The sequence below is a fragment of the Bacteroidota bacterium genome (assembly GCA_013696965.1).
In the GTDB taxonomy this organism is placed as follows: domain Bacteria; phylum Bacteroidota; class Bacteroidia; order JACCXN01; family JACCXN01; genus JACCXN01.
Genome location: JACCXN010000106.1, coordinates 1 through 26986, shown reverse-complemented (window position 1 = coordinate 26986; position 26986 = coordinate 1). Strand labels below are relative to the sequence as shown.

Below are 26986 nucleotides of genomic sequence, written 5' to 3'. Positions count from 1 at the left end.
AAGCCATAAAAGAAAATTCTCTGCGTCTTTGCGTTTTTTTTTCTCTGCGCCCTTTGCGTGAAATCAAGTGTTTTTCGAATCCTATTAAGCCATAAAAGAAAATTCTCTACCTCTTTGCGTATTTTTTTTCTTTGCGCCCTTTGCGTGAAATCAAGTGTTTTTCGAATCCTATTAAGCCATAAAAGAAAATTCTCTGCGTCTTTGCGTTTTTTTTCTCTGCGCCCTTTGAGTGAAATTAAATGTATCCAATAAAACCAAATTAGTCTTTTAAATAAGGATTCTAAAAAAAATCAAACAATGCTTTTTACTAAAAATTAACCTTAAGTCCATTTAACTCTAAGTTATTTACAATATATTAACAGTCATTCAGTTATAAAAACAACTCGAAATAAAAGTAGGCCATTATTTAATTAGCACTGAAAATTTCTTTTTTTCAATGATTAACAGTATCTTTGCCGTCCTTTTTTAGAGGAAAATCTGCGTTACCGGGGCAGATATGTTAAACCCGCTTGTTTTCCGGAGAACAAGTGCAATTAAAGCCAAAAAAAAATAAAATGGCAGAAAATGAACAAAAAAGCAGTGAAGAAACTGTGACATTAGAGAATTTTGATTGGAGTGGTCTTAGTAAAAGATCAGAAATATACTCCTCAGAAGAAAGAACAAAGCTTGAGAGTTTGTATGAACAAACACTTAAAACAGTTGATGAGCATGAGGTTGTTGACGGAAAAGTAGTAGCAAAAAACACCAAGGAAGTACTTGTTGATATAGGCTATAAATCAGATGGTATTGTTGCTTTATCTGAATTCAGGTATAATCCTGACTTGAAAGTAGGCGATATTGTTGAGGTTTATGTTGAAAAACAAGAAGACAAAGGCGGTCAATTATTGCTTTCTCACCGTAAGGCAAGATCGCTTAGGGCTTGGGAAAGAATTAATACAGCACTTGAAAAAGATGAAATCCTTAAAGGTTTTGTAAAATGCAGAACAAAAGGTGGATTAATCGTTGATGTGTTTGGTATTGAGGCATTCCTTCCAGGTTCACAGATTGACGTTAAGCCAATCAGGGATTATGATGTTTATGTTGGAAAAACAATGGAATTCAAAGTTGTGAAAATCAACAATGAGTTTAAAAACGTTGTAGTTTCTCACAAAGCACTTATTGAAGAGGAGCTTGAACAACAGAAAAAAGAGATTATTTCTAAACTTGAAAAAGGGCAAGTGCTTGAAGGAACAGTTAAAAATATTACCTCATATGGTGTATTTGTTGACCTTGGTGGTGTTGATGGCCTTATACATATTACTGACCTTTCATGGGGCAGAATCAATCATCCGGAAGAAGTTGTTAAACTGGATGAAAAAATCAATGTGGTTATTCTTGATTTTGACAATGACAAGAAAAGAATTGCACTTGGTTTAAAACAACTTACTTCTCATCCATGGGATGCACTTGATGAAAATTTGAAAATCGGTGACAAAGTAAAAGGTAAAGTGGTAGTTATTGCAGATTATGGAGCATTTGTTGAAATTGCTCCGGGTGTTGAAGGATTAATCCACGTATCTGAAATGTCATGGTCGCAACATTTACGCAGTGCACAGGACTTCCTTAAAGTTGGTGATGAGATCGAATCTGTCATTTTAACGCTTGATAGAGAAGATAGAAAAATGTCAATGGGTATTAAACAACTTATTCCAGATCCTTGGGCTGAAATTGACCAGAAATATCCGGTTAATTCCAAGCACAGCGGAACTGTTAGAAACTTTACCAATTTTGGCGTATTTGTTGAATTGGAAGAAGGTGTTGATGGCTTAATTCACATTTCTGATCTTTCATGGTCTAAAAAAATAAAGCATCCTTCTGAATTTACCAAAATAGGTGATAAAATAGATGTTATTGTTTTGGAACTTGATAAAGAAAACAGAAGATTGAGTCTTGGTCACAAACAATTGGAAGAAAATCCCTGGGATGTATTTGAAACTGTATTTACATTAGATTCATTGCACCCTGGAACTATCACAAGCATGGCTGAAAAAGGCGCTATTGTTTCATTACCATACGGTGTTGAAGGATTTGCCCCTAGCAAGCATTTGGTAAAAGCTGATGGATCAACCGCACAGGTTGAAGAAACAGTGGATTTCAAAGTGATTGAATTCAATAAAGAAAACAAGAAAATAATCGTTTCTCATTCACGTATTCATGAGGATGCTGTATCTGGCAACCGTTCTGAAGATTATACGGAGAAAGAACAACAAAAATCAGAAAAGAAAACCGTTAAAAAAGTGAAGGAAAATGTAGAAAAAACTACATTGGGTGACATTAACGTACTTTCTAATCTGAAAGACCAATTAGAGCAGAGCGAGAAAAAGGCTTCTACAAAAAAGCCTAAGACTGAAGAATAAAAATTCTGGTTTAAAATTAAAAAAGCCCGGTCAACTGACCGGGCTTTTTTTTTACAAAAAATCAATAATTTCGACAATGGCTAAATCCAGTAAACCATTAAATCACAATAAGTAATAAATAATGAAACAGTGCCTTCATAGGCTGAAGCATAAGCCCTGATGAACAGGTTAACACCTACTTATGATTTTTTAAATAAATACCCCTGGAAAAGAAAAAAAACAGCGGTAAATTTATTATCGATGCATCAAAGGTAAAATGAGTATAAAATAAATTATATTTGCACAACTAAAAAAAATGGAGCCAGTAGTTATCATAAACAGTAAATCCTTTGAACTCACCATAAAAAGGCTCTGTTATCAGCTTATTGAGAACCACAACGATTTTTCCAACACTGTAATTGTTGGTTTGCAGCCTCGGGGAATTTACCTTTCATTGAGAATCCATAAAGAATTAAAAAAAATACTAAACATTAAGGACATAAAATGCGGTAACCTTGATGTTACTTTTTTCAGGGATGATTTCAGGAGAAGAGATGAGGTGTTAATTCCAAATTCAACCCAAATGGATTTTATCATTGAGGAAAAAAAAGTAATACTTGTGGATGATGTTCTTTTTACCGGCAGAACAATAAGGTCGGGCCTTGATGCCTTGCTTGCTTTTGGAAGACCAGAAAAGGTTGAACTTTTAGTGCTAATTGACCGCCGCTTTAGCAGGGATTTACCAATCCAACCCAATTATATAGGAAAAACAGTAGATACCATTTCCACCGAAAAAGTTAAAGTAGAATGGAGGGAATTAGAAGGCGAAGACAAAGTTTTATTATATACCCCAAACACAGATAAAATATGAGCAAATTAAGTGTTAATCATCTTTTGGGAATAAAAGAAATTACTTCCGATGACATTAACCTTATTTTTGAAACTGCCGATAATTTCAAACAGATTATCAATCGCCCGATGAAGAAAGTACCTTCTTTAAGGGACATTACCATTGCAAACCTTTTTTTTGAAAATTCAACCCGAACAAAATTATCTTTTGAACTTGCAGAGAAAAGGCTCTCTGCTGATATTATAAATTTTGCATCCTCCTCCTCCTCGGTAAGCAAGGGCGAAACACTTATAGACACGGTAAATAATATCCTTGCAATGAAAGTGGATATTGTGGTAATGCGTCATCCCAATGCAGGAGCAGCAGTATTTCTTTCCAAAAACGTAAAAGCAAAAATTATAAATGCAGGAGATGGGGCACATGAGCATCCAACCCAAGCCTTATTGGATGCATATTCAATAAGGGAAAAATATGGAGATGTGGCTGGTAAGAAGATTGTAATAGTTGGCGATGTTATGCATTCTCGGGTTGCACTTTCTAATATTTTTTGTCTTCAGAAATTGGGGGCAGAAGTTATGGTTTGCGGACCTGTAACATTAATCCCAAAATACATTGGGCAATTAAATGTAAAGGTGGAATATAATCTGAGAAAAGCATTGGAATGGTGTGATATTGCAAACATGCTGCGCATACAAATGGAAAGGCAGGACATAAGATTTTTTCCATCAATAAGAGAATATACCATGCAATATGGGGTAAGTAAAAAATTACTTGATAGTCTTAATAAAGAAATTACAATTATGCACCCAGGTCCAATAAACAGAGGGGTTGAAATCACCAGTGATGTTGCTGATTCAAAGCAATCAATTATTCTGGACCAAGTGGAGAATGGAGTTGCAGTGCGCATGGCAGTTTTATATTTGTTGGCAGGTAAAATAGACTCAAGCAGCTACAAGCAATGATTTTAAGAGTTTGCCATGTAATTATTTTTAATTAAATTTGCTTAAATAAAATAGGTACTATGAGCTTTGTTTACGACAAAAATGAAAAATTTACGCTGATTAAATCAACAGCAGAAAGACTTGATAGTAGCATATCTCCGATTTTAAAATCTGAATTAGTGGTTATTAATTCAAATGGAGAAAAAAATATAATTCTTGATCTTAGCGATACACGTTATTGTGATTCATCTGGATTGAGTGCTATTTTGGTAGGAAATCGTTTGTGTAAGAATGCCAATGGTACTTTTATCGTTACAGGATTACAAAGCTCAGTAAAAAAATTAATTGCAATTTCGCAGCTTGATACGATTCTTAAAATAACTCCTACTCTAAATGAGGCTATGGATTTACTTTTTATGGAGGAAATAGAACGCGATCTTGAATAGGAAATTCATCCAAAGACTATGAAATTTGAACTGACAATTTTGGGTTGCAGTTCAGCCACTCCAACCTCAAACAGATTCCCTACCGCTCAAGTGCTTAATATACTTGAGCGATTTTTTTTGATTGACTGTGGGGAGGGAACTCAAATGCAATTGAGAAAATACAAAGTTAAAATGCAACGCATTAACCATGTTTTTATCAGTCATTTGCATGGCGATCATTACTTTGGGCTTATTGGATTGCTTTCTACCATGCATTTACTTGGAAGAAAAAATAGCCTCACAATTCATGCCCATGCTGATTTAGAAAATATCATTAACCTTCAGTTGAAAGCCTCAGATACCAGGCTTAACTATCAAATTAATTTTAATTATTTAAAGTTTGATAAAAGTATTTTACTGGTTGATGATCCCTATTTTACAGTTGAAACCATTATTTTAAAACATAGAATTCCCTGTTGTGGTTTTCTTTTTAGGGAAAAGCCCAGGTTAAAGAAACTGAAGAAAGAAAAATTAGCAGCATATGGCTTGTCAATAACGGATATTAGAAATTTAAGAGAAGGCAAAGATTTTATAGACCCACAGGGAAAGGTAATTTCAAATGGTGAATTCACTTACGATTCCCCTCCTGCCCGTTCTTATGCCTATTGTTCTGATACAGCATACAATGAAGCCATAATTGAACAAATAAAAAACGTTGATTTATTGTACCATGAGGCTACTTTTACACTGGATTTTGTGCAAAGGGCAAAAGAAACTTTTCATAGTACGGCTGAACAGGCGGCAACAATTGCGGCAAAAGCAAATGTGAAAAAACTTATTATCGGACACTATTCCGCAAGGTACAAGGACGTAGAGCCACTTGTGTTGGAGGCACAAAAAGTGTTTAAGAAAACCCTTCCTGCTATTGAAGGCGAATCTTTTGAAATAAAATTGTAGCGATTTTAAGAATTTATTGAATTGTTTTTCGTTTTCAAAAAAAAGTAAATTATGGCTTTTAAGTTTTCATCTCTGTTACTAATAATGGCCTTGTCATTAAATATGTGTGTATTTGCCCAGGTAAAGGAATTTCAAAGCAAAAACAAAAAAGCGATTAAACATTTTAATGCTGGTAAAACAGCCTATGAAAGCAGGAATGATGAAGTAGCGATTGTTGAATTGAAAAAGGCAATTAACGCGGATGCCTTATTTATTGATCCATACATAATTTTGGGGACTATTTATTTCGATGGCAAAGATTTTAAATCAGCCATAGAATATTTTGAAAAAGCCCTTGAAATTAATCCACGATATACCTCAAGTTTATATTATACGCTTGGTTTAGCCTTATTGAAAACCGGGCAGTATGAAAAGGCTTTGGAAAGCTATAAAGCATTGCTGGCCTTTGGGAAACTGCACCCGGATATGGAAAAGCTTGCAAAAAAAGAAATGGTAACCTGTGAATTTGGAGCTCTGGCTGTTAAATCTCCTGTTCCATTTAATCCGATTAACCTTGCCGGTAGTATCAATACTGCTGAACATGAATATTTTCCAGCTATTACAGCAGACGAACAAACCCTGCTTTTTACAAGAAACAGAAGAGATGAAAAAGCTATGCAGGGAAGCCAGGAGGATTTTTACATTTCATTTAAAGATCAGGGGAAATGGTTACCTTCTTTTAATATGGGGCCTCCTATCAATACAATAATGAACGAGGGTGCTCCTACACTCTCTGCCGATGGCCAGATCCTTATTTTTACCGCCTGTGATATGTATGGTGAATATGGACCTGGAAGAAAAGGATATGGAAGCTGTGATATATTTTATTCCAAAAAGAATGGTGAAAATTGGAGCAAACCTCTTAATATGGGCCAACCAATTAATTCTTCTAAATGGGAATCACAACCTTCTTTTTCTTCGGATGGAAAATCACTTTATTTTACAAGTAGCCGAAATGGGGGCCTGGGTGAGGCTGATATTTGGATGAGTCAAATTAAAGAAAACGGAACATGGACGAATCCTGTAAATCTTGGAAGTAAAATAAATACACCCGAAAAAGAGGAATCTGTTTTTATTCATCCCGATAATCAAACCTTGTATTTTTCTTCAAATGGCCATCCAGGAATGGGAGGGATGGATTTGTATGTTTCAAGAAAGGATAAAAACGGGGATTGGGGACCGGCAGTAAATCTTGGTTTTCCCATAAATACTTTTAAGGATGAAAACAGTCTCCTTGTTGGTGCTAGTGGTGATATCGCTTATTTTGCATCCGATCGTGAAGGCGGCTTTGGAGGTTTGGATATTTATTCTTTTGAAATGCCTGATCAGCATAAACCATTAATGGTTACTTATTTTAAAGGGATTGTGTTTGACAGCCAAACCAAAAAGCCTCTTGAAGCCATGTTTGAACTCATCGATTTGGAAACTGGACAACTTGTAGTTGAATCCTTCTCAAATCCTGGCAATGGAGAGTTTTTGGTTTCACTTCCAATTCATAAAAATTATGCTTTAAATGTTTCTAAAGGAGGTTACCTTTTTTATTCTGAAAATTTTTCCCTCAAAGAAAAAGGTACATTGACAAAACCTGCTAAAAAAGATATTCCTCTTCATTCCATTAAAGAAGGTGAGATCGTTGTTTTGAAAAATGTATTTTTTGAAACTGCTTCCTCAGAATTAAAAGATGAATCAAAAGTGGAACTTAATAAACTGGTTACCTTCATGGTTAAAAATCCGGGAATTAAAATTGAAATTGGCGGACATACAGATAATGTTGGTGATAAAAAATCAAACATCGCTCTTTCAGATGGCAGGGGTAAAGCTGTTTATAATTTCCTGGTTACAAACAATGTTTCTTCTGATCGTTTAAGTTATAAGGGTTATTCGGATACCATGCCCGTAGCTGATAACACTACCCCAGAAGGAAGAGCCTTGAACAGGAGAACTGAGTTTAAAGTAATTTCAAAATAGGGTAGGGTTAGTTTCAGAATTTTAATGAATTCACTTGGATTTTAAATCCCTTTTATTCATTTATATCCTTTTTTCAAATAGGTTAATTCATTTTTTTTGGTATTCCAATCAACGGATACTTCCAGTATTTCCAATAAACTTTATCAATTTACCTGAATTTAAATTCCCTGTTGTGCAATTCTTGAAATTTTCCGAACTTTAATAAAAGACATTTTAAAGTTTGGAAAGCTATGCAAAAATCCTTATTGAATTATTTTTATATAATTTTAATTGCTATAATTCCTTTTGGTAGTCTTGCACAACAAACTGAATCATTTCAGAAACAAAATGAGGAACAAACACCAATTAAAGAAACTGAACAAATAAGGCTTGAAACACAAGAGGATACTACACTTAATAACAGTGCTGATCCAATAGATACAACAGGTATTTTTAGGAAATATACGGGTATTATGGGCTCATTTTCCTATGGTTGGTCACTCTTGAATATAGATGACTTAAACCAGACGCTAAATTCCAATAACTATCCAGTTTTCTCAGATTATGCAGTAGCATTTGGAGGTAATTTTTTACGTATGAACAGTTGTTTTTTAGTAGGAGCCGAGGGGTATTTTATTTTCACAGAAACAAAAAACCAAACAGATTTTGATGCCAGCCTTAATTCAGGTTATATGTTTTTTAACTTAGGTTACAGAACTATTGCTTCATCCAAAGTGCTGGCATACCCGCTTATTGGTATTGGAAGGGGAAGATCGAATTTGAAGATTGCAGAAAAAGCAAATGGAGTTTTGTTTAATCAATTATTAGCAAGCCCTAGCCCTTCACTTGAACTTTCTACCAATAGTTTTTTACTTAGTTTTTCATTGAACATGAATTATTTCACAACGCCTATTCATTTAAATGGTTTTCATTTTGGTGTTTCCCTTGGTTATGTTCTCTCTCTGCCTACAGAGGGTTGGTATAAGTTTAATGCAAATATCCCCGGAGGTCCTGTTTTTAATCTGGGAGGACCCTTTCTAAGGCTTAAATTTGGTGGTGGAGTTTTTAGGGCAAGCTAATGCTGATTCATGAATAATTAAATGCTTTTAATTATTTTTGAATTAATTAGTATATGTTGATATTAACATTTTGATTATTGCTGTTTACTCTGTATGTTTGTATCGTTATTTAAAAACATTCTAAATAGCAAAGAAAGGAATGCCTGCTATAAAAGTTCTAATTGCTGATAATCAGTTTATTGCTGCCGAGGGCTTGAAATCCCTGGTACAGTCTGTAAAAGGATTTTCTTTCATCGGAGTAGCAGAAAATTCAACTGAATTATATGAATATCTTAGCTCTTGCTGTCCAGATGTTTTAATAATTGACCATGCCTCATCAGCATTTCAATTGGATGATATTTCAAAAATAAGAGCTTTGGCTCCAGGAATCAATATACTGGCTATTATTCAGGATCAAACCAAAATGTTTTTTGTTTCTTCAATAAAAATAGGTGTAACTAGTATACTTTTAAAGAACTGTGACAGAGAGGAGATAATTGAGGCTATTTATTCCACTTCAAAAGCAGAGAAGTTTTACTGCAGCAAGGTTTTGGATGTAATTGTAAACCAAACAGAGAATGCAAATCCATTAAGCATTAGTTCCTTTGCAACATGTGAGGGCATTAACATATCTGATAGAGAAGAAGAAATCATTAAGTTTATTGCAGAGGGCTATTCGAATAAACAAATTGCAGACCTGCTCTTTTTAAGTCCGCATACAATTAATACCCACCGCAAAAACATCATGAATAAAATAGGTGTAAACAATACAGCAGGAATTGTAATTTACGCAATCAAAAAAGAAATTATTAGCCCCAATAAATATCTTTTCTCATCAACCAGCAATTAAGGATTTTTCTTTAATTGGGTCTTTATCTGTTTTTGAAACAACCTATTCCATTTTCACTTTTTTTGATTATTTTGTATAAAATCTGGTTGTTCCGATGATTTTTCTAAAATCAAGAAACTGGATTACAAATTCGGAAAAGATGGCATTTCAGCCAATGCAGCCCCTTACATTCCTGCTACAATTATGGACTTTTCCATTAACTATGGTTTTAAAGGATTCAACATAGGTGCAAATTATAACATGGTTGGAACCCAATACACCGATTACCTTAATTTTGAAAATGAAACAGGCGAAGGTGCAGTTGGAAAACTTAAAGCTTTCTCAACTGTTGATGTGAATCCTTCCTATTCATTTGCTGGTTCAAAAAATAAATTTGTTAAAGGAATAACACTTTTTGCTACAGGTAAAAACATTATGAAATCTACCAGGGTTCAAGACTTCATAGAGTTTCATCAGGTATTATGCCCGATGGTTTCAGACAAATTAATGCTGGTATAAAAATCAACATTTAACAGGATTGCATTCTGTGTTGTTTTTACTTTGAATTCAGTTTGATTTTTACAGTAAATTCTTAAAACTAATTTTATTAAATTTACAGCGGCTTTGGATTTTCCAGGGCCGCTTTTTATTTTACCTATGCTTTTAATTGCAGATAGCGGTTCTACAAAAACAGACTGGAGACTTGTTGATAATAATTCTAAAATACATCAGCTAAAAACCCAGGGTTTTAATCCTTTTTTTCAGGATTCAGAAGATATTTCAAGCATCTTAAAAAATGAATTTTTTCATCAACTTCCTTCTGGAATTGATTTAGGCGGAGTTGACATTTATTTTTATGGGGCTGGTTGTTCTTCTGAGATAAAGTGTGCTGTTGTGCAAGAGGGGCTGAAAAAAGTATTCCCAGAGGCTAATGTTGAGGTGAATCATGATCTGTTAGCTGCGGCAAGAGCAACCTGTGGCACAAATCCCGGGCTGGCTGCAATATTAGGTACAGGTTCTAATTCCTGTTGGTATGATGGAAAAAACATTGTTGAAAATATTCCTGCCCTTGGTTTTATATTAGGAGACGAAGGAAGCGGGGCTCACATGGGTAAAACTTTTATAAAGGATTATTTAAACAAGGAAGTACCAGAGCATATAGCCCAGCGCTTTATTACCCGTTTTAAATTATCCAAGGAAGATATTTTAGATGCGGTTTATAAAAAACCTTTCCCAAACAGGTTTTTAGCGGGCTTTAGTAAATTTATTTATCAAAATTTAAAAGATCAATATATATCAGACCTTGTAACTCTTTGCTTGAATCAGTTTTTTGACAAACATATTTGCAAATATCAACCAAATAATCAACTGAAATTAAATGTAGTTGGTTCGGTTGGTTTTTATTTCAGTAATTATTTAACCCGAATTGCACTGGAAAGAGGGCTGGAAACAGATAAAATTATTGAATCACCAATTGCGGGATTAACTTTATATCACCTGGGGGAATTTGACTCAAAGCAATAAATTCTGGATAGAAATAGCAGGATTAATCCTCTATGAACCAATGACTATTTTAACCAATGTTATAATGGCTTTGTTGTGTTTTTTCTGGACCTATAAATTAATAGGTAGGAATCCTTTCCAGCGTGCCTGGAAAAATTATTTCAGTATTATGGGAATTTCCACTTTGCTTGGAGCAGTTGTTCATGGTTTTGTTTATTATACCGGAGAATATATTCAGCTTAACTTATGGCTAATAATGCAAATTTTGATTGTAAGCTCAATTTACTTTGCTGAATCTGCCACTGCTAAATATTTTTTTAAGCAGGAAATGCTTATTAAATTCAGATACTTGTTTATTACTAAAGTTGCAATTACCGCCATTTTAATACTAGTGTTTCAAAATTTCTTAGTTGTAGTTGTAAATATTGCTTTAGGTTTAATTCCCGTTATGGTTGTTTTTTACAGAGATTATGTCAAAAACAGAAACTTTGGTGGAATGTTAATTGCCTTAGGAATTCTGATCTCATTTTCTTCGGCTTTGATATTTGTAAATAAAATTTCCTTAACTCATTGGTTTAACTACAATGATATTGGACATGTAATAACTATGCTAAGCCTTTATTTTATGTATAAAGGGGCCAGTATGCTGAGTAAGCCCTCCATAGTGTAAGCTGAGAAAGAATTTTAATTTTTTTTCCTTCAATAACTGCACTAAAACAAGCTATTTGAATTTGATTTTTATTGAACCTGGAATAGGGATCCTTGCTAAATTTACCTCTTTAATATCCGTGTAAATTAATGCTTTCACCATTAATTGTTTCCACCATTTTGCCCATCTTTTTTTGTATAATTTTAAAGTGATGTTCCTCTTCGGGGCTAATAAGGGAAATGGCCTGCCCTGGTGATTCTGCGCGTCCTGTCCTTCCAATTCTATGCACATAATCTTTAGGAGAACGCGGTAGTTCATAATTAATAACATAGGGCAAAAATTTAATGTCAATACCTCTGGATATTAAATCGGTTGCTACCAATACGCGAAGCTGTCCTGATTTGAATCTCCTTAGGGCTTCCGTTCTGGCACCCTGACTTTTTTTACTGTGAATTGCCATGGCATCAATTCCATTCTTTCGGAGTTTGGCAGCAACAGTATCAGCCTGAAAAACAGAAGATGTAAAAACCAGAACCTGGGTTAATTCATTGTGCTTAATTAAATAACGTAGCAAGGGGCCTTTTTTCTCCTCAGTTACAGCGTAGGCAAGCTGAGTGATTAAATCAACATTAACACCTTCTGTTTCAATTTTTATTACAACAGGTTTATGCAATAAAATTTGATTAATGTTGCTTAAGTCATTACTCAGAGTTGCAGAAAATAACAGGTTTTGACGTTTTTTTGGCAAAAGTGCAAAAATTCGATTCATTTCCTCCTTAAAGCCAAGGTTGAGCATTTTATCTGCCTCATCCAAAACAAGGGTATCAATTTGGGATAAATGAACTGCATTTGATTCAACCAATTCCAAAAGCCTGCCAGGAGTTGCAACTAAAATATTTACACCCTGCAAAGCCATCATTTGCGGGTTTATTGAAACTCCACCATAAACAGCCAAAGTTTTAATACGCTCAGGAAGTGCGGAAGAAAATAGTTTAAATACTTCTTTAACCTGTTCTGCAAGTTCACGTGTAGGCACCAACACCAATACATTAACAAACCTGTTTTTAGAAAGCGGTTTGGCCTGTAAATTCATTAATACCGGCAGTACATAACTTGCGGTTTTTCCCGATCCTGTTTGTGCAATTCCTAAAATATCTTTACCCTTTAATATGGCAGGTATGGCCTGTTGTTGAATGGGGTAGGGCTGATCGTAATTTTGTTGGGCTATTGCTTTTAATAAAAAAGGTGACAAACCCAATGAAGTAAAATCCATTTTTGCTTTCTAGTATATAAGGGTTTAGTTGAATTATCAAAAGCCAAATATACATGTATTAATTTTTTTAAATGCTATAAATAACAAAAGGCCATCCAAGCGGACAGCCTTTTTTTAGTTCAAATTTTTAACTCGTTTTTAATTATTCCTTTTTGTTTTTACAAATGTGGAAATTGGAGCAAGCGCTTCAATAATTACCTGCTCCCGAAGTTCCTTTTTATAAATTGGCGATTGTTTTATTTGCCGGATATTTAACCTCGTAACTTATAATAATTGTCTTAATTTCTTTGGGTTTTAAATTGAATTTCCAAACCAGTTTTCCTGTGTTTTCATCAAGTTTAGCACCAAAGCCTTCTTTTAATTCAATTTTTATTTCCTGATTTTGAGAAAAAGGAATTTGGTCTTCCAGGGTAAACATCGCCTTGTTTTCTTTGGTGTTTCGCAATGTTATTTCATAAGTAACCGTGTTGGTTTTGTAATCCGCAAATATTTTCTCCTTTGTTTTGTCCTTCAATTTAATTCGCTTTACTACAATGCCTTTATCCCTGCCCATAGAAAGATCCAGGGTGTCGTTTGTATTGTTTGGATCAATATAAGTTGCTCCTACATAAGCATCATCAAAAAATACACTGGCAGTTCCGGGAATTAAATTTAAATCGTCCCAGCCGGTTAAACGGGCAAGTAAAAAAGCATTGTTATCAAGCTTAGGAATGGCGAAATGTTCAAAATTGGCCGGTACTTCCTTATTCTGAACGGCAACAATATGTGTTTGTCCGTCAGAAGGTATAGTGTAGGCAAGTTTGATTACATATTCAAAACTCAGCATGGTCTTTTCCATTAAAGTGTAATCAGCTGTTGTAAAAGCATCATTTTGGCTGAGCATAGAAGGGGCTGCAGAAATGGTTTTTTCGGCCTTTGTTAATTCTTTTTCTTCAGCATATTTATTTCTTTTATTTTGGTATTCATTGTAATAATTCAGGTAAAATGGCGAAAGCACAGGAATTGCATTGCCAAGGTTCGGATTGTTGGTGGATAGCGTAAGCTTTACATTATCCCAATCTGTTCCTGTTGATTGGTATACGTTCGCTTTATAAGTAAGCATCATGGCCGAGTTTGTGCTTTTGGTTCTTAAGTCGTAAGAGGGAGTCCAGCCTGCATTTTGTAAAAGGTAGTTGATGTTTATTGTTGCCGTATTTGCAGTTTCACATGAAACCATCACTATAAGCTGGTAGTTGATATTGCTTTTTTGGTTAGATGCAACCTGGTTATCCAAAGCTTTTAACTCATTCAAATTTATCTGAATCCTGTTTTGCTTAACCATTAACTTTTGATTTTCTTTTTTGAGCCTTAGTAATTCCGAATTAATGTTATTTAGTTTTTCTCTCAGGAAAATAAGTGCCTCCTTTAATTGTGGGAGTGTGTCGTTTTTTGCTTCTCCTTTTATAATCTTATTGTTAAGCAAGGTTTGCTTTTCTATATTTAATACATCCTTCCTGTTTGCAAATTCTTCTATGTCATAACCAAGGGCCAATAGAGAATCTTCCAGTAATAGTATTTCTTTTGAATTTTTTGAGAAAACCTTGATTTTCTGGTTTGCATCAGGGTATTTTACATTTTGCTTAACATCGAGTATAATAAAATTACCAGTTCCTGAGGCTTGTAAACTTTTGGAATCAATGCCTTGTTCAAGGTTTTCAATAACGATATTTGTAATTCCGGGGGTTAAGGTAAGACTGCAACTCCTGTAAACCTGGGCTCCCTGGAGAAATACCGTAACTTTATCTATTTTAGATTTTGTGATTTTCTCATTTACTGCATAGAGATTTCCCGATAGGAAAACCATCAATACTAAAGTCATGTTTTTCATAGTTTTGTTTTTTAGTTTTTCATTTAGATGTTTGAAAAATCAGAATTCCATAAACACACATAAAATAATTTTTGCAATTTTAATATCCATAGATTATCTTGGATTAATTTTACAGCACATTAAACAACAAATTTGGCGTCCTTAGTTCACTTTTCTGATAATGAACTTGTTTTAAAATACAAAGAAACCGGTGATAAAGAATTTGTAGGAATGCTTTTTCAAAGGCACACCCACCTTGTATTTGGTGTTTGTATGAAATATCTCAAAGATGAAGAAAACTGTAAGGATGCTGTGATGGCAATTTTCGAAAAATTAATTTCAGACTTATTAAAGCATGAAATTTCTTACTTCAAATCCTGGTTATATACTGTAAGTAAAAATCATTGTTTAACATATTTGCGTAATGAAGGGGGCAGGATTGATAAATTTAAGGAAATAAATAAAAATGAATTCGAGTTTATGGAATCTGGTTATTCTATGCATCTAAATGGTGATAATGAAAAAGAAAACAAGTTAACCTTGCTGGAAAGTGGAATTCAATTATTAAACAACCAGCAGAAATCATGTATAGAATTGTTTTATTTAAAAGAGATGTGTTACGCTGAAATTGTCACTATCACGGGTTATTCCTTAAATGAGGTAAAAAGCTATATACAAAACGGTAAACGAAATCTGAAAAATTATTTAACAAATAAAGAATGAACAGTGATAAACATATAATCTTCAACGAAGATTCTGATTGCATAAGCGAACAGGCAATGTATGGTTATTTGGATAATACCCTCAGTACCTCTCAAATGCATGTTATTGAAAAGCATTTGTTGGATTGCAGTATGTGTGAAGATGCCTTGGATGGATTGTCTTTATTGAAAAACAGGGAAAAAATTGCTGAAACCAGAACGCGCATTGATTTAATAATAAACCCCAAAAAATCAAATAAAACAAGAGTTTATACCCTATGGGATGTGCATAAGGCCAAATTTGCCATTGCCGCCAGCGTATTGTTTATAATAGGGCTTTCGGGGATTATTACCTTAATAAACAGAGAGCAGGATAAAAAAATAATCGTTGAAAATATAAAATCAGAGCTAGTTGTAGACAGTACAAATAATAAAATAGAACAACCTGCTGCTTTAAAAGATGAAAAAGTAAACAGTATGGTTCCACCTTCGAGTAATCGGGCGGAGTCGATTGCCTACAAAGATGAAAAGAAAGAAGAAAATCATAAACACGGGGAAGAAACAACGATTTCAGTAGCAGAAGAAAAAACAAAAAGCAATTTTATGGATGATGTAACTTTGGCCACTATTGATAAAGTTCAAGTTGCAGATGCATCAATCCCTTTGAGCGAGAATGAAAAAAGCGCTGCTCCAATTGAACAGGAAATTGCCCAGGTTTATGAATCAAAGAATATTAAAACCAAATCGCTTGAGGAATCAACACCCTTAAAAAGGAATGAGCTATCAAGCCAATCAGATAAAGCTAAAACTTCTTCAAGTTCACCGGCTCTTAATTCAGGGACTTCTAGTGAAGATTTTACAAAAAAAGAGACCAATACTAATCCTGATTTTAATCAAGGCAAGCAATTTTTTTTAAAGGAAGATTATCCTTCCGCTATTTCTTCCTTCGAAAAGTATTTTGTAAACAATGCTGATAATCCTCAGGCTAACCTGTATTGCGCTATTTCTTATCTTAAAGTTGGAAAATCAGACAAGGCATTGCCTTTGCTCGAAACTGTTTTAAAAAATGGAAACTCCCAATATATTGAACAAACTAATTATTACAAATCCATGGCATTTATTAATTTGAATAGAAAAATTGATGCAAAAGCATTACTTGAAAAAATTGTCAGTCAAAATGGAGAATACAAGAAAAAGGCTGAAAATTTATTAAAAGACCTGGAATAAAAGCAACATGTTCGAATTAACAAAACAATCGGAATTGAAAACAGCCAACTGGGCCGGAGGAACTACTACACAATTAGCCATTTTTCCTAAACGGGCGGAATACCAAAAGTTTGATTTTGATTTCAGAATAAGTTTTGCAACTGTTGAGGTTGAGGAATCAACATTTACTTTTATGCCTGGTGTTACCAGACATTTAATGGTACTTGACGGAAGCCTTGAACTTGAACACATTAACAGGAATAAAATAGTACTCAATAAATTCGACACAACTACTTTTTTTGGCGAATGGCCAACCAAAGCCAAAGGAAAGATTAGGGATTTTAATTTAATGACAAGGGGTTTAACTCAGGGAAAACTCGAACTCCTTGAATTAAATGAGGGAGAAACAGATAAAGTTTTATTGGAAAAGCAGCAGAGTTACATGGGAATCTATCTCTTAAATGGTAAGCTTGATTTTAATTACAACCAACAAGTTGTTACACTTGAAAAAGGTGATTTTGTTTTAATGAATGGTTTCACTAATTCTTCTTTTTTTATTGCTGCTTTAAACTTTTGCCAGGTGATTGTTTGTCGGATAACAAATATCAAACAAGGAGAAAAATAGTTCAGACACTAAAAATTTAATAAAAAAAAACACTGTTGTACGTTAAAAACAAAAGATTCCTCGCTTTGGCTCGGAAAAAACAGTTTTTTACATGGTTTTGGGGTTGCTATTGAATAACAATGTCTTTCCGAGAGTAACGAAGTGAAAAGAGGAATCTTCTAATCTTTTACTGGACATTACTGTAAAAAAAACTTAACTTGATTTCTATTTATAGCTAATTGAATGAAAATATTGTTGTCAATTCTAATATTCTACTCTACTCATTTAACAGCCCAAATACGAATAGATTTTGAAAGCGGAATAGTATTTACAGGTTACAACCATGTTCGCATACCAGGAAATACGGGTACATTCATTAGTTTAAATTCAGCCCTTTCTCAAAATTTATCCGGTTTTTACAGGGCAAGAACTTCCCTAACCTTTTTTGAAAAACATAGCGTTTCCATTTTAGCAGCACCCCTTCAGCTTGAATACAATGGAATAGTTCCTTATGATTTAAAATTCGAGGATACCGAATTTTTTGCAGGAGAAAATCTGAATGTTTTATACCGTTTCGATTCATACCGGTTGACCTATCGGTATAATTTTATCCGTAAAGAAAGGTTTTTTGCGGGTGCAGGTATTACAGCCAAAGTTCGTGATGCTTCAATTGCCTTTTCTTCGGATGATAAAAAAGCAGTATCCTCTGATTTGGGAGTGGTTCCATTAATAAATTTTTATGGCGCTTGGATGCCCGTTGAAAACATTTCCCTTACCATAGATGGTGATGCATTAGCTTCTCCTCAAGGAAGGGCGTTAGATGTTGCCTTTTTCTACAACCAAAAAATATACAAACATGTGTGGATTAAAGCAGGATACCGATTCTTAGAAGGTGGTGCAGACAATAAAAGCGTGTATACTTTTTCTTTTTTTCATTATGCAGCCTTTGGATTATGGATTTCTTATTAATTCAGAAATAGATTCTACAAGTGTCAAACCTTACATTGCTTTTATTTTAGTTATCTTCACATGAAACTCTTATAAAAGTGAAATATAAAGTTAAATAGAATTAAATGAGAAAGATAATTTGCCTTACAATTTTTGTTTGCTTTGTTACACTGTTTGCATGCAGCAAAGAAAGAAATCAAACAGTAAAAGTTGTAAGAGACTGTACAGGAACTTACCTTCAATTTCAAGGAAAAGATTACCATGTGTGTAATCTTGAGAAAGTTTCTCCATTTAATGATGGAGATGTGGTAATTGCAACGTTCAAAAAAATTAAAGTATGCAGGGGTTCAGCAATGGATGAGATTGTTTGTTTAATGTATCATCCAAATGAAGGTTGGATTGAGGTTGAAAAAATAAAACCTTGAAAATAAAAATTTGTTCGCAGTATTGCTTTAATTAACCCTTTTCATTTAATCCCAATCCCATCCGGAACTGTTGTTGTTTTCGTAAAATTCGCTGGTAAAAATAGCCGTTGGAAGTTTCAAATAAGTTCCTGGTGAGAAATAAGTTTCCCCGCCAACATTTCTTACCCGCATATCAAAACCCCAAAAGTAATTTCCCCATACAGATCCCTGAAATCCAAGATTTAACTTCTGTGCGATTGAAGAATATTCCAAAACAGGGCCTGCAGCAATACCTGCAAAACCAACTCCTGTTTGGGCCTCACTGTAAATGCGCATTTTTCCTTTTTCTAGTTCAAAAGCAAAATCAAAACTGTAGGGGAAACTTCTGTAATTCCAATAGGAAAATTCAAGGGCATAGGAAACACTGGTTTTTTCGCCACCAAAATTAACATGTACCATTGGTCCAAACATCCAGGTTTGGCCGTTTTGCGCTTGTACATGAGTCAACAACAGGAAAAAAAAGATGCAAAAAAATAATTTTTTCATTCTTGGTTGTATAGTAATATAATTTATTTATTCAAAGATAAACATAACTTGAATTACGTAATTCCTTAACTAAAATTATTTTACAACCCCAATCAAAACTCCTGAATTTAAGTAAAACCCGGTATAATCCACTTGATAACTTTTTCGAAAGCGGGTAGGGGAAGAAGAATCATCATACTGGCTGTAAAAAAAGCCACCACCAAAATAAAGGTCAAGGCTAACCACTTTTAAAATTATTTTCTGAAAACCTAGCATATAGCCAGCATATCCCAGGTATAAATTTCTTTTAATTTCTTTTTGTTCATTTACTGAATTATCGAATATCAAAGAGGAAATGGATAATTGTCTGAAAAAAAGTTCAGGAGAAGCATAAAAGCCTTTAAATTCTTCAGCATTTTTCCCAAGGTACTTCCTGAATTGCAAATTAATTCCATAACCCCTGGCTTCAACATTATCAAGATAATAGGTAAAGTTTTGTGCATCAGTATAAGAAAAATCCTGGGCCTCTAAATAAGGCTTTGCCAACCCGCGTGTTGAGGCGTAAGTCCCCATCAAACCAATTTGATAAGTCCAGTTGTTTTTCATTGCTGCCTCACGCGACAATTGCATGGTGCCCTGCACAGTTCGTACAAGGTCTAATTTATATAAACTTTTTATTTCTTCCTTTGGCTTTAGCGTATCAAATTCCTGTGCCTTGATTTTCAATGGCAAAAAAGCAACAAAAAAGAAAACAAGAAAATGTAAACGCATTAATTCCGGATAATACCAATTATTATACTTGCACGGGGCACAACGCCTGAATAATCAAGGGAGGTTATGCTTTTATATTTTGAAAAGCCGCTTTCCCCATCAATTTGAACTAATCTTAAACCACCCCCAAAATTTACATCCACAGTAAACATATGATTAATAAAAATTTGTCCGCCTAACAATAAGCCTCCATAAAAAACATTGGAAAACTTTTTGGTTTCAATAAATGTTGGGTTGTTGTAATCGATGTAACCCCCGTACTCATTGTAAATGGTTTGGTACACCTGTAGAAGTGTGTATTCTTCAGTTCTCCTGTACATCAACTGGGGGGCAAGGTATATTGGGAAATTGGTGGAGAAAGTACCTTTTCCCAGATAGTTTCTGTATTGCACCTCTGCACCCCATCCGGCTAAATGCTTGTTATTATTTACCGGTGAACCATAAGTCACTATTCCAGCGAAATAGACTGAATTTTTATTTTGAATGGGAATTTCAATTCCTGTCCAGAAAGTACCTCCAAAGAACCGCAATGGTTCATTTTTTATAATGTATTTTACGGTGTCATTTACAGGAAATTTAATTCCCTGGCCTAAAATGGTTTTAACTGCAATTATATTGAGAAAAACCAGGATTAAAATAATTTTTGAGTGTTTCATGGATCCTAACTTAAAATTTTACCGCAAATTAAGAAATATTTAGAACAATTACTTATGATTTTAATCAGAATTCCCTAAGCTTTGTATCTGTTGTTTTTAAATTGATTTCGATCGATTTAATTTGTTCCTTTAAGTCTGAATCAGAATGGTTTTAATTTTTTTTATTGGTTTTAACTATGCTCATTTTAAGTCAAATAACCTTAGTGTAGCACCTGGCTGGTAACTTTTAGTTACCCTTGCAGCAAACCAAGCGATAACCAAATCTTGCTACTTTTTATTTATTAACCTTTATATCTTTGGCTTTCATTTCTGCTGTTATTTGCAACTTCCGTATATTCAGCTAACTTCGCTGCTATAATTCATTTCAAGGATCAATAAAAAGAAAAGAAGTAAACTCAAACTATAGAAAATTAATCCAATACTTAAAAACATTGCGGCCATCGTATCAGGTATTATTTTTGGCAGTATAGTGAATATGGGAATTATTAAGCTTAGTGGTTCAATTATTCCTCCTCCCGAAGCAGCTGATATTACTACAATGGAAGGATTAAAAGCTACCATGCAATTATTTGAATTAAAACATTTTATTTTTCCTTTTTTAGCCCATGCTTTAGGAACTTTTGTCGGTGCTTTTCTTGCAGCTTTAATAGCAGCAAGTCATAAAATGAAATTTGCGCTTGCTGTAGGAGTGTTTTTCCTAATAGGAGGAAATGCCAGTGTTTTAATGCTTCCCTCCCCTTTGTGGTTTGCGGTTTTAGATTTAACAGTGGCTTATATTCCCATGAGTTATTTAGCTGGAAAATTAGTAGCTGGAAAAATAAAATAATTGAAATCTTTAATGGATTCAATCCCATTAAATAAATGTTTCAGTAATGTTTCTTTGAATTTTTGGTTTTAAATTATTCTAATCAATAAAGTCAATATTTTATCTTTACCTGAGCTCCTCCTCCTTGACCAGAGAAATAAAAGGGTAGTTTGGATTCATAAGTATCATCGGCTTTTTTGATTCTCCAGTTCTCTTTCAAATAAAATTCCTTTGCGCTGAAATTTAGGTTCCAAAAACCACATCCTGGGCTTTCTAAGCGCATAACTGTGCCAGTAACAAAATGGGGAATACTAGCAACATTTATTAATCCTGAACCTTCACCTGCATGAATCAATGTAAATTCACCAACTTTTCGGGCATGCTGATAAAAAATCCCGTTAATTTCAGTGTTTCCGGTAATACTTAAATAAATGCCTGCTTTTAAAGGTGCATGTTCCAGGTGAAGGTTTTCAATTTTGAAATACCTTACAGTTGTACTTTTCAATCTGTCAGCAAAAATTGCATAATCAATTTCATGGCTCCCCTCAGAAATAATATCCCTTAAAACAATTCCTCCAGAACCTAAAATTTTATATCCTGTTTTTGATTCTTTCCTTGCATACACCCTTGAATATTCAATTACAGAATGATTGCTTTGTGAATTATTTGAATTTCCTCCCCAATCTTCCCCTGTTCGCAAAATGAAATTATCTTCAAAACAATTGGTGGCATAGCAATGGCTAATTACAGTTTGTAGTCCAAATTGTATATCAATTGCAGCAATACGGATATTGGTAAAATTGCAGCGTAAAATGGAAGAACCTAATGTGCCTCCTAAATTAATGCCCTTTGCACCACCTATAAATGATAAATCCTGTATGATAAACCTTGTTCCAATCATTTTGCCCAAGGCCTCTTTCTGATTCTGGGGAATTCGGTTAAATATATTTAGGGTATCACTGCCTGCAAGTATTATTGCTCCATTTCCATTAATTACATAAATTTTTCTGCCCTCCCCAGTATAGCGGGGAAGTTCTATACTTCTGTTTATTTTATATGTTCTGGAACCATCAAAACTCAAAGACCCATGGCCTTGGTTTGCCAAAGCATCCATTGATGCTTGTATTACTGCAGCATCATTGTTTTGATTCAGGTCATTTCTGAATGATTCAACCTGAAGCTGTGCCGAAACAGAACCAGTAAAGAGAAAAAAGAAAATAAAAAGTAGTTTCATGGAATTTGAATTATTTGTCCCCCACGAAAGTACAAACAAAAAAAGTATGCTGTTTTAAGCCGTTTTTTTGCATTCTGTAATAATTCGTTACACAAGTGTTTTGTAGTAATTTAATACATTTAAATTAATACTAAATTGGTTGATAAACTTTTGTCTTTCCCGTATTGGAAGGGTAAAGATCTTTTTTCTTTGAAAGGCTTTTTTGATTAGTGTAAATATGCACTTTTGAATTTTTCTTAGGCATAGTAAATGAAAGCATACATGCAAAAAATATATTTGGATAAACCTATATTGTTTCCGAAAGGTAAATTCAAACGTTTAAATAAATCAGCAACTTTCAGGTCATTGTTTTTTATCAGGATCTGCTTGTTATTTATGACTATAAAGTCAAAGGATTTAAGTTTTGATTCTTCCATTGTTAATGAAATAACTATTTGTGCAAATATTATTTGCGTCTAAAACTATTTCGCCTTTTTTGAAAACGACCCTGTCCGAGCTAAGTTGAAGCTCTTTGGGCGCTAAGATGAAGCGCAAGCCAAAGGGCAGTGCTTAATGTGGAACCTGGAATTCTTTTGCTCCACCCCAGTGTATGAAACCTATTTAGATTTAATTATATACACTAATCCGGTGCGAAAAGGAAATTAAATCAGAGTTGGTAATTAAGAAAATAAATATTTTTATTTCAAACTTTTTAGTCTTTTGAGGGATGAATTGAAATAAAGGATAATTGAAAGAATTAAAAAAGTGATTAATACGAATGATCTTTATTCTGCCTTATATATTTAAAAAATATTTAATCAGAAAAGACAGTTATAAGGGTGGTGAAATTAATTGTTGAATAATAAAAACAGTTGCTAACATTTCATAGCTAAAAGTACGGGCTTGTTACATTTTGAATAGTCCGTGCTTTATTGCCTTCGTATAGGAAAAAAAATCAAAACTCCATAAAAAAAGCCCGGGCAAATGCCCGGGCTTTTTTAAGAGAAACTTTAACTTTATTTATTAATCACTACTCTTTGGGCAGTTCTGTTTCCATTTGTATCAACAGAAGAAATTAAATATAATCCGCTGCTTACATTTTCAATGTTAATCTGGTTTACTCCTGCAGTAAATGATTTATTTAAAACCACCTGACCAACAGCGTTAACCATTTCAATTATAACCGCAGTCCCGGTTTCTATTGTAAAGTTTCCGTTGTTTGGATTTGGAAAAATTCTGAATAAATTGTTTGCTGCAGTTTCTTTAATACTTACTGTAGATATAAGTTCACAATTCGACATAAAGATACAGTTTCCGTCTATTACTTCAACAGAATAATTACCGTTTGTTGTTGGAACATAAGAAACACCAACTTCTCCTGCTATTGGTTGCTGAGTTGTACAATTATACCACTGGTAAGTAGCACCTGATACAGTATAATCGGCAGTAAGCTCGCTACCAGTTGCATCAACTACAACATTAACACTTACCATGTTAATAATCACATCCTGAGTTTGTGTTGATGTATTTCCATTTGCATCTGTATAGGTCCAGGTAACAGTTGTAGGTCCTGTAGTTCCGCTAATAGGTAAAGTAGCATCATGCGTACCTGTAATTGAACCATCGCAATTATCAGTTGCTGTTTGTGCTGTTAGTGAAGTAACCTCACATGAAGAATTAATAGTTGGCAACGAAGCAACATCAGCTACAGGAGCAATGTCATCATTCATAACTACATCCTGGGTTTGAGTTGTTATATTACCATTAGCATCCTCATAAGACCAGGTAATGGTGGTGTTGCTGCTAATTGGTAAAGTAGCATTATGCGTACCTGCGATTGAACCAGTGCAATTATCAGTAGCAGTTGGAGCAGTAAGTGAAGTAACTTCGCACTGAGCAGTAATGGTTGTTAAAGTAGCAACATCCTCAACCGGAGCAATGTTATCATTTATAACCACATCCTGTGTTTGGGTTGTTATGTTACCGTTAGCATCCTCATAAGACCAGGTAATGGTGGTGTTGCTGCTAATTGGTAAAGTAGCGTTATGCATACCCGTAATTGAACCATCGCAGTTATCAGTTGCTGTTGGCGCAGTAAGTGCAGTAACCTCACACAGAGCAGTAATGGTTGTTAAAGTAGCAACATCCTCAACCGGGGCAATGTTATCATTAATAACTACCTCCTGGGTTTGAGTTGCACTGTTACCGTTTGCATCTGTATAAGTCCAGATAATGGTGGTATTGCTGCTAATTGGTAAAGTAGCATTATGCATACCTGTGATTGGGCCATCGCAGTTATCAGTTGCTGTTGGGCCAGTAAGTGCAGTAACCTCACATTGAGCAGTAATGGTTGTTAAAGTAGCAGCATCCTCAACCGGGGCAATGTTATCATTAATAACTACGTCCTGGGTTTGAGTTGCGCTGTTACCATTTGCATCTGTGTACGTCCAGATAATGGTAGTGTTGCTGCTAATTGGTAAAGTAGCATTATGCGTACCTGTGATTGAACCAGTGCAATTATCAGTTGCTGTTGGTGCGGTAAGTGCAGTAACAGCACACTGAGAAGTAATTGTTGTTAAAGTAGAAACATCCTCAATTGGAGCAGTGTTATCATTAATAACTACGTCCTGGGTTTGAGTTGATGAGTTAGTGCTGGCATCTGTGTACGTCCAGGTAATGGTAGTATTGCTGCTAATTGGTAAAGTAGCATTATGCGTAGCTGTGATTGAACCATCGCAGTTATCAGTTGCTGTTGGCGCAGTAAGTGCAGTAACCTCACACAGAGCAGTAATTGTTGTTAAAGTAGCAACATCCGCAACCGGGGCGGTATTATCAGTAACCGTCACTGTTTGAGGATAGTTAGAAACACCACTGGCGCCATCATTAAAAGTCCAGTTTATAGTATATGAACCCACTGATGTAAAAGTAGTAGCATTGCTTGTAGTACCTGTTATTGTTCCGTAGCAAGCACTTTGTGCAGTTGGTGCAGTAACCGAGCCACCACATTGAACTGCTGCTGCAGGCAAGTTAGTGCAGGAAGGCACAGAAAATGTATTAGCATTTCCTCCCACCATAGTTCCTGATAAAACAACAGTTCCATTACAGCTTATCTCATAACTTATTACATTATCGTTCCAACTTCCCTGAGTTTCTAAAGAAAAGCTAAAGGGGCCGCTTCCACTGGATACGTTATAAGTTCCTGCAGTATTTGGGCCTCCCGATACCAAAATTGTACTACTGCCATCAGCAAAATTCCATCCGATTTCATCTTGAAAACCCCCAGCTGTAAGTGTTATAACAAAGTTACTTATAATAGCGGGAGGTGTAGAACATGGAGGTTGGTAGGTAGATAGACACGTTGTGCAATTTGCATTGGTTGTAGCTGATGAAGCACAAATACCATCCCATTGAGTATTACAGCAATAAGGATCAGAAGCACAAATAGAACTTTCACAAGAAGGTGAAGTTGAAAAGCCAGGGCCAGATTGTGGCTGGTCACAAAATGGCTGCGCCATTGCATTAAATCCTCCTAAAAGAAGGACAGGCAATATAAGTTTTAATAAAAATTTCATATCTTTTTCTTTTATAGATTTAATTTAACGGAAATTGATTTCTGATGGCTTTAGAATCAAACATCATTTGTTTGTATCTAGCCGGATTTCTGCGAATAGCCAATAGCAGTTCATTACTATACTTTCCGTAAAACTCCGGAAAATAGGCTCCCACTGCTTTAGAAGCATCTTGCATACTTTTAGCATTTTTCACATAAGCAGGAACTTTATAATCTGCTGGTAAATCTGAGGCTATTACCTCTTTCATAAATTGTTTTACTTCATCATCAGAAGTATAAGCCAGGCGATCTTCAATTTTCACATCACCTTTTGATTCAGATCGTGAGGCAGTTCTTTCTTGCGAAAATACCCCTTGAGAAGCTAAAATAAAGACTGCCGAAAATGCCGCAATTTTAAAGTAATTTGTTTTCTTCATAATTAGGTTTTTATTTTTTTAGGGGACAATATTACATTTAAATTATTAAAATGTCAATAAATATTTATTCTATTAATTGCTTTTTATCTTAAATTAACTGTATATTAATGCCTATAAAAAACTCTAAATCCTTAAAGGATCAATAAATTTGTTTGTGAAAGGAAAAATAGGCTTGATCCGAAAAAGAATGACAGAGAAAAAAACGGATCAATATTTTTAAATTTCTCTTTAAAAATTCCGGGTATTTGCCGAGGCGTTTTTTATGGAAAAGTATTTAGGATTTAATATTTATTAATCGCCACTCTTTGAGCAGTTCTGTAATCATTTGCGTTAACGGAAGAAATAAAATGGATCAAGCGGAAAAGTTGGGGGCTGCAAATTTCTAAGCATAAATATTTGCTAATCTGAACAAGAAAAAACTTACATTTCTAACTCCTCTAAAAGCAGACCTAAAAGCTTTTATTTTTGCATTGA

General features: G+C 34.4%; 25 protein-coding genes. 17 read left to right on the top strand and 8 right to left on the bottom strand.

Annotated elements, in window-relative coordinates; genetic code table 11:
• The first annotated feature begins 554 nt into the window (after positions 1–554).
• The 11 genes from rpsA (at position 555) to H0V01_15820 (ending at position 11594) form a co-directional block, all read left to right on the top strand.
• Entirely contained in the window at positions 555–2396 is a 1842-nt protein-coding gene (gene rpsA, locus H0V01_15870) for a 30S ribosomal protein S1 (GenBank protein ID MBA2584847.1), read from the top strand.
• Positions 2397–2691: 295 nt separating this feature from the next.
• A complete protein-coding gene (gene pyrR, locus H0V01_15865; protein MBA2584846.1) occupies positions 2692–3246 on the top strand; it encodes a bifunctional pyr operon transcriptional regulator/uracil phosphoribosyltransferase PyrR in 555 nt (184 codons plus the stop codon).
• Positions 3243–4187, top strand: coding sequence for an aspartate carbamoyltransferase catalytic subunit (locus H0V01_15860; GenBank protein ID MBA2584845.1), 945 nt, complete (start codon positions 3243–3245; stop codon positions 4185–4187). The genes pyrR and H0V01_15860 overlap by 4 nt, the downstream gene beginning before the upstream one ends.
• Before the next feature lie 59 nt (positions 4188–4246).
• The gene (locus H0V01_15855; protein ID MBA2584844.1) at positions 4247–4612 is read left to right on the top strand and encodes an STAS domain-containing protein; all 366 of its coding nucleotides are present in this window, start codon (positions 4247–4249) and stop codon (positions 4610–4612) included.
• A gap of 18 nt (positions 4613–4630) precedes the next feature.
• Positions 4631–5548, top strand: coding sequence for a ribonuclease Z (locus tag H0V01_15850; protein ID MBA2584843.1), 918 nt, complete (start codon positions 4631–4633; stop codon positions 5546–5548).
• A 51-nt stretch (positions 5549–5599) separates the two neighbouring features.
• The gene (locus tag H0V01_15845; GenBank protein MBA2584842.1) at positions 5600–7555 is read left to right on the top strand and encodes a PD40 domain-containing protein; all 1956 of its coding nucleotides are present in this window, start codon (positions 5600–5602) and stop codon (positions 7553–7555) included.
• A gap of 230 nt (positions 7556–7785) precedes the next feature.
• The gene (locus tag H0V01_15840) at positions 7786–8613 is read left to right on the top strand and encodes a hypothetical protein (GenBank protein MBA2584841.1); all 828 of its coding nucleotides are present in this window, start codon (positions 7786–7788) and stop codon (positions 8611–8613) included.
• Positions 8614–8752: 139 nt separating this feature from the next.
• Positions 8753–9442 (top strand): response regulator transcription factor, encoded by a 690-nt coding sequence (locus tag H0V01_15835; protein ID MBA2584840.1) that lies wholly within the window; start codon positions 8753–8755, stop codon positions 9440–9442.
• Between the two features lie 183 nt (positions 9443–9625).
• On the top strand, positions 9626–9940 hold the full coding sequence (locus H0V01_15830) for a TonB-dependent receptor (GenBank protein MBA2584839.1): 315 nt from the start codon (positions 9626–9628) through the stop codon (positions 9938–9940).
• 105 nt (positions 9941–10045) lie between these two features.
• Positions 10046–10945, top strand: coding sequence for an N-acetylglucosamine kinase (locus H0V01_15825; GenBank protein MBA2584838.1), 900 nt, complete (start codon positions 10046–10048; stop codon positions 10943–10945).
• Positions 10929–11594: a hypothetical protein gene (locus tag H0V01_15820; GenBank protein MBA2584837.1), complete on the top strand. Its 666-nt coding sequence runs from the start codon at positions 10929–10931 to the stop codon at positions 11592–11594. Before H0V01_15825 ends, H0V01_15820 begins: the two co-directional genes overlap by 17 nt.
• Positions 11595–11703: 109 nt before the next feature.
• Here the strand turns inward: H0V01_15820 and H0V01_15815 are convergent, their stop codons facing one another.
• Positions 11704–12846, bottom strand: coding sequence for a DEAD/DEAH box helicase (locus H0V01_15815; GenBank protein ID MBA2584836.1), 1143 nt, complete (start codon positions 12844–12846; stop codon positions 11704–11706).
• A 217-nt stretch (positions 12847–13063) separates the two neighbouring features.
• Positions 13064–14713 carry a mucoidy inhibitor MuiA family protein gene (locus H0V01_15810; GenBank protein MBA2584835.1) on the bottom strand — a complete coding sequence of 550 codons (1650 nt, stop codon included), beginning with the start codon at positions 14711–14713 and terminating at the stop codon, positions 13064–13066.
• Positions 14714–14923: 210 nt separating this feature from the next.
• Between H0V01_15810 and H0V01_15805 the strand changes: the two genes are divergently transcribed.
• The 5 genes from H0V01_15805 to H0V01_15785 all read left to right on the top strand — a co-directional run bounded on the left by H0V01_15805 (position 14924) and on the right by H0V01_15785 (position 18576).
• Entirely contained in the window at positions 14924–15415 is a 492-nt protein-coding gene (locus H0V01_15805) for a sigma-70 family RNA polymerase sigma factor (GenBank protein ID MBA2584834.1), read from the top strand.
• Entirely contained in the window at positions 15412–16620 is a 1209-nt protein-coding gene (locus tag H0V01_15800) for a hypothetical protein (protein MBA2584833.1), read from the top strand. Before H0V01_15805 ends, H0V01_15800 begins: the two co-directional genes overlap by 4 nt.
• Positions 16621–16627: 7 nt before the next feature.
• On the top strand, positions 16628–17224 hold the full coding sequence (locus tag H0V01_15795; protein ID MBA2584832.1) for a HutD family protein: 597 nt from the start codon (positions 16628–16630) through the stop codon (positions 17222–17224).
• Between the two features lie 222 nt (positions 17225–17446).
• Entirely contained in the window at positions 17447–18172 is a 726-nt protein-coding gene (locus H0V01_15790) for a hypothetical protein (protein MBA2584831.1), read from the top strand.
• A gap of 104 nt (positions 18173–18276) precedes the next feature.
• Positions 18277–18576 (top strand): hypothetical protein, encoded by a 300-nt coding sequence (locus tag H0V01_15785; GenBank protein ID MBA2584830.1) that lies wholly within the window; start codon positions 18277–18279, stop codon positions 18574–18576.
• A gap of 45 nt (positions 18577–18621) precedes the next feature.
• On the opposite strand, the gene H0V01_15780 is transcribed toward H0V01_15785, so the two are convergent.
• The 3 genes from H0V01_15780 to H0V01_15770 all read right to left on the bottom strand — a co-directional run bounded on the left by H0V01_15780 (position 18622) and on the right by H0V01_15770 (position 20507).
• Positions 18622–19101 carry a hypothetical protein gene (locus tag H0V01_15780; protein MBA2584829.1) on the bottom strand — a complete coding sequence of 160 codons (480 nt, stop codon included), beginning with the start codon at positions 19099–19101 and terminating at the stop codon, positions 18622–18624.
• Positions 19102–19176: 75 nt separating this feature from the next.
• Complete coding sequence (locus H0V01_15775) at positions 19177–19851, bottom strand: DUF3575 domain-containing protein (GenBank protein MBA2584828.1); 675 nt, start codon at positions 19849–19851, stop codon at positions 19177–19179.
• Positions 19851–20507 carry a hypothetical protein gene (locus tag H0V01_15770; protein ID MBA2584827.1) on the bottom strand — a complete coding sequence of 219 codons (657 nt, stop codon included), beginning with the start codon at positions 20505–20507 and terminating at the stop codon, positions 19851–19853. Before H0V01_15770 ends, H0V01_15775 begins: the two co-directional genes overlap by 1 nt.
• Before the next feature lie 409 nt (positions 20508–20916).
• Here H0V01_15770 and H0V01_15765 point away from each other — a divergent pair, with 409 nt between their 5' ends.
• Positions 20917–21333 carry a hypothetical protein gene (locus tag H0V01_15765; GenBank protein MBA2584826.1) on the top strand — a complete coding sequence of 139 codons (417 nt, stop codon included), beginning with the start codon at positions 20917–20919 and terminating at the stop codon, positions 21331–21333.
• Positions 21334–21424: 91 nt separating this feature from the next.
• Here H0V01_15765 and H0V01_15760 read toward each other — a convergent pair whose 3' ends face one another.
• From H0V01_15760 to H0V01_15750, 3 genes are all read right to left on the bottom strand, one after another.
• Positions 21425–22546, bottom strand: a complete 1122-nt coding sequence (locus H0V01_15760; GenBank protein MBA2584825.1) for a hypothetical protein — start codon at positions 22544–22546, stop codon at positions 21425–21427.
• Positions 22547–23541: 995 nt separating this feature from the next.
• Positions 23542–26097, bottom strand: coding sequence for a T9SS type A sorting domain-containing protein (locus H0V01_15755; GenBank protein MBA2584824.1), 2556 nt, complete (start codon positions 26095–26097; stop codon positions 23542–23544).
• A gap of 19 nt (positions 26098–26116) precedes the next feature.
• A complete protein-coding gene (locus H0V01_15750) occupies positions 26117–26512 on the bottom strand; it encodes a hypothetical protein (GenBank protein MBA2584823.1) in 396 nt (131 codons plus the stop codon).
• Positions 26513–26986: the final 474 nt, after the last annotated feature.